The sequence below is a fragment of the Actinomadura sp. KC216 genome, assembly GCF_004348535.1.
Classification (GTDB): Bacteria; Actinomycetota; Actinomycetes; order Streptosporangiales; family Streptosporangiaceae; genus Spirillospora.
Map to the genome: position 1 here is coordinate 1 of NZ_SMJX01000307.1, position 9,756 is coordinate 9,756.

At 70.1% G+C, this 9,756-nt stretch carries 5 protein-coding genes and 1 pseudogene; 2 read left to right on the forward strand and 4 right to left on the reverse strand.

Annotation, left to right across the window (positions count from 1 at the left end):
- Nucleotides 1-326, forward strand: a pseudogene (locus E1264_RS43970) (hypothetical protein); the annotation flags it as partial.
- A gap of 12 nt (nt 327-338) precedes the next feature.
- On the opposite strand, the gene E1264_RS34510 reads toward E1264_RS43970, so the two are convergent.
- Nucleotides 339-1,337 carry a CDP-alcohol phosphatidyltransferase family protein gene (locus E1264_RS34510; protein WP_132180356.1) on the reverse strand — a complete coding sequence of 333 codons (999 nt, stop codon included), beginning with the start codon at nt 1,335-1,337 and terminating at the stop codon, nt 339-341.
- A 127-nt stretch (nt 1,338-1,464) separates the two neighbouring features.
- Here E1264_RS34510 and E1264_RS34515 point away from each other — a divergent pair, with 127 nt between their 5' ends.
- Nucleotides 1,465-2,958, forward strand: coding sequence for a hypothetical protein (locus E1264_RS34515; protein WP_132180357.1), 1,494 nt, complete (start codon nt 1,465-1,467; stop codon nt 2,956-2,958).
- Here the strand turns inward: E1264_RS34515 and E1264_RS34520 are convergent.
- From E1264_RS34520 to E1264_RS34530, 3 genes are all read right to left on the reverse strand, one after another.
- A complete protein-coding gene (locus tag E1264_RS34520) occupies nt 2,868-6,272 on the reverse strand; it encodes a bifunctional glycosyltransferase family 2 protein/CDP-glycerol:glycerophosphate glycerophosphotransferase (RefSeq protein ID WP_132180358.1) in 3,405 nt (1,134 codons plus the stop codon). The genes E1264_RS34515 and E1264_RS34520 overlap by 91 nt on opposite strands.
- 108 nt (nt 6,273-6,380) lie before the next feature.
- The gene (locus E1264_RS34525) at nt 6,381-8,609 is read right to left on the reverse strand and encodes a bifunctional glycosyltransferase family 2 protein/CDP-glycerol:glycerophosphate glycerophosphotransferase (RefSeq protein WP_207936604.1); all 2,229 of its coding nucleotides are present in this window, start codon (nt 8,607-8,609) and stop codon (nt 6,381-6,383) included.
- Nucleotides 8,610-8,668: 59 nt separating this feature from the next.
- The coding region (locus E1264_RS34530; protein WP_132180359.1) for an acyltransferase family protein at nt 8,669-9,756 on the reverse strand (1,088 nt) is incomplete at its 5' end.

The window sequence follows — 9,756 nt, forward strand, 5'->3', positions numbered from 1 at the left end:
TGTGTATAAGAGACAGGCCCCCACCGCTCTGGGGCGACCCCGGCCACGTCCAGAACCTGCTGGGCGACCGGGTCACCAACATCACCATCGAGCGCCGTACGCTCCGGGTCGACGCGTTCGGCAAACCCGAAGACTTCCGCGACTACTTCAAGGCCTACTACGGCCCCACCATCGCCACGTACCGCCACATAGCCGAAGACCCGGAGAAGGTGGCCGCCCTGGACCAGGCCCTGACGGCCTTGGCCGAAGACCACGCCCAAACCACCTCCCCCTTCACCCTGAACTGGGAGTACCTCCTCCTGACGGCCCACCGAACCCTGAAGTGACCCCGGCCCACGTCAGCCGGAGCTGGTGGTGGCGGGGATGTCGTTGGTCTCCGGGAGCCGGTCGCGGTATTCGGCGATCTTGGTGTTCAGCTTGGTGAGGTTGCGGCTGTAGTCGCGGGCCGCCAGCCAGAACTTGTAGATGATGATGAGCTCGAAGGTGAGGAGGCCGGCGGCGCTGACGGCGACCACCGGGATGATGGCGCCGGAGACGATCGCGGCGGCGATGGGGGCGACGATGAAGACGCCCATCTGGAACTCGATGCCGCTGAACAGGTGCGGACGGATGCGCCCGGCCATCAGGACGTTGCGGATGCGGATGTACCAGGGGAAGCGGCGGTAGAAGCCGCTCTGCAGGGCGGCGTTGGCGGGGTCGTCGCCGACGACGCGGTCCTGCATGTCGGCTTCGGGGTCGTCGGCGAGGGCGCCCTCGGCGGAGCGGAGGTCCTCGTCGACCTGGCCGTTGGCGCGCTGGGCCGCGGCCTCCAGGGACAGCGCCTCCTCGCGGGCCGCGGTGAGGGTGTCGCGCATCTGGGAGCGGACCTTGTAGATCTCCAGCGCGTCCATGTAGCGGAGCATGTCGAGGAACACGACGGCGAGGGCCGTCCAGATGTAGGCCTCGTTACCGGTGGCGTGGTACTGGCCGCCCATCAGGGCGATCGCGCAGGCGAGGACGCGGACGCGGTCGAAGATGTAGTCGAGCCAGGCGCCGAACACCGAGCCGGTGCCCTTCAGGCGGGCGATCTTGCCGTCCATGCAGTCGAGCGTGAACGACAGGTGGTACAGCACGGCGCCCGCGAGCAGCCAGGGCCAGGAGGCCATCGCGAAGCAGGCGCCGGCGGCGAGGCCGAGGACGAGGGCTCCGACGGTGAGCTGGTTCGGGGTCACGCGGGTCCGGTTGGCGGTCAGCTTGACCAGCCTGGACGCGAGCGGGTCGACCAGGAGGACCGTCCACCAGGCGTCACGCGCCTTGTACGTCCGTTGCCGAACGTCGTCGAGCGTGAAGTTCGCCATTGGGAGTGCCCTTTCGTCGTCGGAAGCCGTCCGATGCTATCGGCTGTCCGGTTGTGGTCCCCGGCATTGTCTCCGAGTCGTGATTGTGCGTGCGGATGATCACCGTGACCGTGGGTAGCTTCTGGTGATGCTTGCCCGGCCTGCCCTGTTTCATCTGCCTTTCGCCTGCGTGCTGGTGGTGGCGATCGCCGTCCGGGTCGTCGCCGTGCTGGGGTATCCGTCGCCGATGTGGTTCGGTGACTCGCCCGGATACCTGACGGCGGCGGTGGAGCTGACGCCCAGCAAGACGCGGCCGTCGGGGTACTCGCTGCTGCTCTGGGCGATCAAGCCGTTCCACAGCTTCACGTTGATGGTGGCGGTGCAGCACGCCATCGGGGTGCTGGTCGGGGTGCTCGTTTATGTGTTGGTTTGGCGGGCCGGGCGGGCGGCCTGGCCGGACGGCAATGGCCGGGGTGTGGGGATTTTTGGGGCTTTGCTGACGGTTCCAGTGCTTTTGCCGGTGCATCAGGTTGCTCTTGAGCACATGCTCATGTCGGACTCGTTCTTCGCGTTCCTGCTGCTCGCGGCGGTGGCGGCGGTGCTGTGGCAGCGCCGGACGACATGGTGGCTCGGTGCGCTGGCCGGGCTGTTCGCGGGCTCCGCGGCGATCACCAGGACGGCGGGGCTGCCGCTGATCGCGGTGATCCTCGTCGCGATGGCGCTGCGGCGGGCGGGGTGGCGTGCCTGCGGCGCGGTCGTGGCGGCGTTCGCGGTCCCGGTCGTCGGGTACACGGTCTGGTTCCATTCGGTGTACGGCGAGTACAAGATGGCCAAGGCCGAGCAGGTCTGGCTGTACGGGCGGACCGCGACGTTCGCCGACTGCGACGTCATCAAGCCGCGTCCCGAGCTGCGGATCATGTGCCCGGAGCGCAGCAATCCGCGGATCTCGCGGCCGTTCGCCGCCCTGTGGACGGCCGACTCCCCCTTCCGCGACATCCCCGGCTGGATCTACGGGGAGCGGGGCAACAGGCTCGCGGGCGAGTTCTCGCGGGAGGCCATCAAGGCGCAGCCCGCCGACTACGCGAAGGTCGTCGTCCACGACACGCTCCGGGCGTTCGAGTGGGAGCGGCGGCCGTATCCGACGCCGTGGACGTGGCGGCAGTACGAGTTCCCCGAGGGCGAGGCGTGGGCCGACGAGCAGGCGGAGATCGCCGTGAAGTACGACCCGGGGGGCGGCGGCAGGACGCGGGTCGTCGAGCCGTGGGCCGAGTGGATGCTGAAATATCAGGACAATGTGGTGCTGCCCGGCACGGTGCTGGGTGTCTTGTTGCTGGGCTCGCTGGGTGGGGGGCTGCTGTACGCGCGAGCTGGCGGGCGGTGGCGTCCGCGGCGTGCCGCCTGGCACTGGGGGACGGGTGCGCTGCTCCCCTGGGGGACGAGCCTGGCGCTGCTCGTGATCCCGGCGGCGACGGCCGACTTCGACTACCGGTACGTGCTGCCCGCCGTCCCGTTCGCCTGCATCGCGTTCGCGCTGGCGGTGCTCCCACCGCCTCAGCCGGACGCGCCGAACACGCGGTCGACGGTCCTGGACGCGGCCTTGCCGTCGTCCAGCGGGCAGAAGCGGGCGACGAAGTCCCGGTAGCGGTCCCGATGCCCGGCCGTGGCCGACTCGACGTCCCGGATCGCGTCGATCAGGTCGTCGGACGTCTCCACCAGCGGCCCGGGGGCCTCGGCCTCGAAGTCGAAGTAGAAGCCGCGGAGCCGGTCCCGGTAGTCGGCCAGGTCGTAGGTGAAGAACAGCATGGGACGGCCCGTGTTGGCGTAGTCGAACATCACCGACGAGTAGTCGCTGATCATCACGTCGGAGATCAGGTACAGCTCGGTGATGTCGGGGTACAGGGACACGTCCCGGACGAAACCGTGCTCGTCTTCGGCGACGCCGTCCACCACGTTGGTGTGCAGCCGGACGAGCAGGACGTGGTCATCGCCGAGCGCCGCCCGCGCCCGCTCCAGATCGAGGCGCATGTCGAACTTGTACCGGCCGCGGCTGTAGTACTGGTCGTCGCGCCACGTCGGCGCGTACAGCACGACGCGCTTGCCCTCCGGGATGGCGAGACGTGCCCTGACCTGCGCGGCGACCGTGCCGGCGGCGGGGCTGTGCAACAGGTCGTTGCGCGGGTACCCGACCTCCAGCATCTCGCCCTTGAACGAGAACGCGCGCCGGAAGATCTCCGTGCTGAACGGGTTCGGCGACAGCAGGTGGCTCCACTCGGGAACGGCGGGGCCCGCCGACTTCGACTGCAACGCCTTCTTCATCCCCGGCGTGTACGCGAAGTGCACCTCCTTGATGTCCTTGCCGATCTTCTTCAGCGGGGTGCCGTGCCACGTCTGCAGGACGATCTGGTCCGGATGCCGCCGGAACGCGTCGCCGAGCCGGTGGTTCGTCACGATGTAGCGGGACGTGGCGAGCGCCTCATGCCACTCCCTGCCGTTCAGCCGCACGCCCCGCAGGCTGCTCGGCAGCTCCACCTGCGCGTCGTTGACCACCCACAGCTGCTCCAGGCCGCTGCCGCGCCGCAGCAGTTCCTGGTGGACGGCCTTCGGGCTGTCGGAATACTGCCGCCCGCCGAAGCAGGAGAACACGACGGCGTCGCGCAGGCCGTCCCGGTCGACGCGGCGGCGGGCCTCCTCGCGGTACCGCGCGCCCTCGCTCTTCTCCTCCGGGGACACGTCGCCGGTCACCGACACGGCGAGCCGCCCGTCGCTGCCCTCCAGCTCGTAGCCGCGCCGCGCCACCTCCAGCGGCTCCGGCAGGTTCTTCTGCGCGGGCCCGGACAGCCGGACGGTCAGCGCCCGGCCGCCGGGCGGGCGGAACAGCACGTCCCAGCGCCCTGGGCGGAGCGGCAGGACGCCCGCGACGCTCGGCACCCCCGCCACCGGGACCTCCGCGCGCAGCACGCCCGACGACGGGTCGGCGACGAGGCCGAACGCGTGCTCCTTGCGGCGGCCCCGGCCGCGCAGCACGATCTGGCCGCCGCCGTCGTGGACGGTGTGCGCCGCCGTGATGGTCAGCGTGCCGTCCGGGCGCCAGGTGCAGTCGTCCACGACGAGGCGGGTGGTGGTGCGGCGGATGCGCAGGTAGCCGCTCGGGCCGCGGCCCGCGCCGATCTCCAGCGTGCCGAACGTCCGCTCGACGTCCTCGACGCCCTCGGCGAGGACCAGCGGGCGGCCGCCGGTGGAGACCGTCCAGTCGCGGGTGTCGTCGATCCGGTCGGGCGGGATCGGGGAGCCGTCGAGGACGGCGGTGTCCACGCGGGCGGTGAGCCTCCCGCCGGACGCGGTGACCGGCACGGGGACGCGGTCGTCGCCGAGCGTCAGCTCCAGCTCGCGCGGCTCCTCCCCGGCGGCCGCCAGCTCGATGACCAGGGCGTCGCCGTCCCAGCGCAGCGCGGTCGCCTTCACGCGGACCTTCTCGACCTTGATGACGAGGCGGCCGTCCTCGATCAGCGGGACGACGCGGACGTCGTCGGCGACGTAGCGGTACGGCGGGTGCGCGCCGCTGCCGGAGCTGCCGCCGCGCAGCGGGCCGCGCCGGAACACGCCCGCGTTGAACACCGACGCCTCGACGTCCCAGTCGCCCTCGACCCACCGGCCGTGGTCGCGGAGCCGTCCGGCGTCGAACCCGACCTCGAACCCGGAGTACCCGGACCTCTTCCCCGGCTTCGGGATCTGCCGGGCGTGCAGCACGATCTTCCGCTTGCCGGACCGCAGCGTCATCGTCTTCACCGATGTCCAGCGGCGCCGGTTGCTGACGGAGTTGATGTACGCCTCGCCGGTGACGGTGAGCCGGTCGCCCTCCCAGGCCACCGCGTGGACGCGGCCCCGCATCCGGACCTCGTCGCGGGCCCGGTAGACGTCGCGGGGGACGCCGAGCTTGGCGTCCTTCCAGTACGGGTACACGACGTACCGGCGCAGCGGGTCGCGGACGATCGACGGCGACGCCTTCCCCCGCTCGTACCGGACGACCTTCACCAGCTCCGTCGTGTGCGCGGTCGTCGCGAGGTGCCACTTCAGCCGGGTCAGCGCGGGCGCGCCCGCGAGCACCTTCGCCGGGACCCCGGACGCGTACGCGGCGGCCTGCGCGACGACCTGGTCGCGTTCGGCGGCGGGCACGTCGGGCAGCGCGTCGAGGAACACGCGGAGGTCCTCGTCGACGGCGAGGAGCTGGAACCGCTGCCGCGACCTGGCGTGCCCGTTCTCCTCCAGCCAGGTAGTGGCGAGGGTGACGGCGCCGAAGCCGTCCGCGATCTCCTGCGCCTCCGTCGTCGGCGCGAACCGGTCGGTGTGGCGGTGCAGGACGACGTCCGGCAGCACGTCGATCGCCGCGGCCAGATGCAGGGCCTGGACCGTGGTGGGCAGGTCGTCGTAGCGGCCGATGTCGGGGAAGGCGAGCTTGTGCGCCGTCCAGAGGGAGCGCCGGAACAGCTTCCCGAAGACCGTCCGGTCGCGGATCAGGTCCGGGCTGCGGCGCAGGTCCGTGCCGGTGACCGGCTCGATGACCGGGTCGCGGGGCTGCCACTGCGACACCTGGCCCGTCCACGTGCGGACGGCGTCCCGGCCCACCGCGACATCGGACCCGGATCGCTCCAGCGCCGCCGCCAGCGCCGCGACGGCGTCCGCCGGGAGCTCGTCGCCGCCGTCGACGAAGAGAAGGAACTCGCCGTCGCTCTCCTCGACGCCCAGATTGCGGGCGGCGCCCCGGCTCGGCGCGCCCCGCCGGACGATGCGGAACCGGTCGTCGGGGACGGCCGTCTCGGCGGTGGCGCCAGCGCCGTCGTCCATGACGAGCACGTCGAGCCCGGTGTGCGACTGGGCCGCGAGGGACTCCAGCGTCGCGTCCAGGGAGTCCCCGGCTCCGTGGGAGAGCACGATCACGCTGATCCTGCTGGCGGGCAAGGCGGCCCACTCCTTCGATCACTCGGCCGGACCGGCGACGCTGCCGGGCCGGAAGACGACGGGTTCACGCGGCGGGTCCGCGCGGCAGGCGCGGCACGTCACCGCACGTCACTGCGGCGGGTTCGGGACTTTCTCGCCGAGGAACATCCGCCGGACGGCGCGCTCGGCCGCGTGCCCGTCGTCCCACGGGCAGAACCGGGCCTTGAAGTCGGCGCGGTCCTTGGCGGCGGCGTCGCTCCACGCGGCCCGGGACACGAACGCGTCGACCAGCTCGTCCTCCGTCGTGGCGACGACGCCGGGCGGGGTCTCCGTCAGGTCGAAGTTGACGCCCCGGGTGAGCCGGTAGGTCTCCCAGTCGTTGGCGTAGATCACGATCGGCCGGTCGAGGTTCGCGTAGTCGAACATGACGGACGAGTAGTCGGTGAGCAGCACGTCCGAGGCGAGCATCAGGTCTTCGACGGACGGGTGCCGGGACACGTCGATGACACGGTCCTCCGGCCAGCCCATGTCCGCCGCCATGTTCTTGATCTTGTAGTAGTAGTGCGCCCGCAGCAGCAGCACGTGATCGTCGCCGAGCTGCTCCATGACCCGGCCGATGTCGAACATCGGGCTGTAGCGGCGCTGGTAGTCGCGGTGGGTCGGCGCGTACAGGATCGCGGTCGCGCCGTGGGGGACGGCGAGCTCGTCGCGCAGCCGGGCCCGCTGCTCCACGTCGTCGCGGTCGGTCACCAGCCGGTCGTTGCGCGGGTAGCCGATCTCCAGCATCTCGTAGCCGCACGGGAAACCGCGCTGCCACGCCTCCGTCGACAGCGGGTTGGACGAGATGAGGAAGTCCCACCGGTCGGACCGCGTGATCAGGGCCTTGAAGTCCATGTCGTTCGCGCCGACCGGATACTCCATCTGGTCGAGGCCCATCTTCTTCAGCGGCGTGCCGTGCTGGGTCATCATGTGGACCTGCTCGGGCCGCTTCACGTAGAAGTCGGGGAAGTTGACGTTGTTGACGAAGTACTTCGCGCGGGCGAGCGTCCGGTAGTAGTCGACCGACCCGGTCACGACGTACTCGACGCCGTCCGGCATGGTCGAGCGCGCGCCCGGCTTCACCAGCCAGACGGGGGTGATGTGCGGGGCCAGCTCGCGGACCTTCTCGTAGATCGCCGCCGGGTTGCACGCGTACCCGCGGTACCAGTACGCGGCGAACACCGCGAGGTTCTCGTCGATCGGCAGCTTGCGCTGCATCTGGTAGTAGCGGTCCTTCGCGAGGTCCTTCGAGGCGCGCACGCCGCGCTTGCCGAGGCGGCCGACCTTGCGGGTCCGCCGCTTGGCCGTCTTCACCCTGGACTCGGCCGCCCGGACGCGCTCGAACGCCTTGTAGTCGTTCGCCTTGATCGCCCGGTGCTTGTCGGCGAGGTGCGGTTTGTCCTCGGGGTCGGGCGGGACGTGCCCCTCCGGCTCGTGCCGGTGGTAGATGGCCGACATCTCGGCGAAGAACCGCGGCTTCTCCGACTCGTGGACGCGGTCCTCGCGCTCGATGATGACGAGCAGGTGCCAGATCGTCCGGTCGAACATCAGGTTCCGGAACGGGTCGGCGGCGGCGCCCATCCCGTCCATGAACTCGAAGATGCGGTCGTACTGCGCGAACGCGTCGAAGTGCTTGGCGCCGGTGGTCTTGGTGATCGCGCCGTGGCGGCGCTGCCGGTAGATGTAGCAGACCCGGTCGAGCAGGCTGAGCCGCTCGGCCGCCATCAGGATCGGGTAGGTGACGTTGACGTCCTCGTAGTAGCCGCCGCTGAACCGCAGCCCGAGGTCGAGCAGGAACTCCCGGCGGATCGCCTTGTTCCACGCCGTCATCATCATCTCGAGGACGCTCGGGCGCTCTTCGAGGGTGAACACGTCCGGCGCGGGCGGCTCGCGGAACAGGTGGTTGATGATGCTGCGCTTGATCTTGCCGTTCCAGTACGAGCGGGCGTAGTCGAAGACCAGCACGTCGGGACGGGTCTCGGCGAGCCGGTCGTAGATCGCGCGGACGGCGCCCTCGGTGGCGTGGTCGTCGCTGTCGAAGAACCAGACGTAGTCGCCGGTGGCCATGTCGAGGCCGATGTTGCGGGCGTGGCCGAGCCCGACGTTCTCCTCCAGATGCCGCACCCGGACGCGCGGGTCGCGCTCGGCGAACTCGTCGAGAATCTCCCCGCAGCCGTCCGGCGAATGATCATCGACCGCTATGACCTCTAGGTTCGGAATGTCCGGGTCGAGGATGGAATCGAGGCACTGCCGGATGTACCCCTGCACTTTGTGCACGGGCACGATGACGCTCAAGGAGATGGTCTGGTCACTGCTCACGCGTTGGCCAATCGACTACTCGGTGAATCTGGACTATACCCGCAAGTGTAGGCAAAAACTTATGTCGTGCCTTGTGATGGCTTCAGAAGCCATCGGCCTTGGGGCTCAATGGCCCATCGGGTCAGGCGCACCACAGGGGGCGTGGCGAGGACCACGCCGAGCGCGAGTGCGCCCGCGGTGACGAGGACGAGCCCGGCCGGGCTCCGGAAGAAGCGGTCGTCGAGGACGCCGCCGTAGTCCAGCGACTTCACCACGAGGCCGTGCAGCAGGTAGACGTACATCGTCCGCGTCCCGAGCCGCGTGTACCAGGCCCGCCCGCGCGGGACCGCCGCGAGGAACGCGACGCCGAGGACGAGGGCGAACACCATGGCCAGCAGCCGGTAGGAGATGCCTTCCTGCAGGCTGAAGCCCATGTGCTCGTAGCCGCGGTTCCACAGCCGGACGCCGTGCTCGATCTTCGGGACGATGGTCCCGCGCTCCCAGACGTAGGCGACCGGCAGCGCGGCCAGCAGCACGGACATGCCCGCCCAGCGTGTCCAGCCGCGGCTCCGCAGGGCCTCCACGGGCCCCGGCCGGCCGTCTCCCCGGCCGTCTCCCTGGCCGCCTTCCCGGTCGCCTCCGGTGCGGATGGTCAGGCCCAGGACGAAGAACGGCAGCAGCCCGGCCGCCCGGCACAGCGTCGGGTCGGAATTGAAACTCCAGGTTCCGGCGATCAGGCTCAGGACGACCGCCGTGCCGACCGGATACCGCAAATGCGACCACAGCGGCGCGCTCAGCCGCCACAGCACGAGCGCGACGAGAAACCACATCAGGTACTGCGGGCGGAAAGCGCCCATCAGCTGAAAATCGTCGACGTTGAAATAGGTCAGCAGCCGGTACAGGGCGTTGAAAATGGCGAACGGCACGACCAGCGTCGGGAAAATGCCGCGGAATTTGCTCGTCGAGCGCATGAAGCCGCGGGAGAAATAGCCGGCGACGAACACGAACACCGGCATGTGGAACGCGTACACGACGGTGTAGGCCGCGTTCGCCGCGCCGCTGTCCTTCCGGAACACCTCCCAGAAGTGGCCGAGCACCACCAGCATGATCAAGAAGAACTTGACGTTGTCGAAGTACGCGTCGCGCTGCCGGGCGGCGGGGGCGGAGG

Bases quoted from the DNA above. Each gene is read 5' to 3' on its own strand.
- E1264_RS34510 (WP_132180356.1), bottom strand. From the start codon at position 1,337: ATGGCGAACTTCACGCTCGACGACGTTCGGCAACGGACGTACAAGGCG.
- E1264_RS34515 (WP_132180357.1), top strand. From the start codon at position 1,465: ATGCTTGCCCGGCCTGCCCTGTTTCATCTGCCTTTCGCCTGCGTGCTG.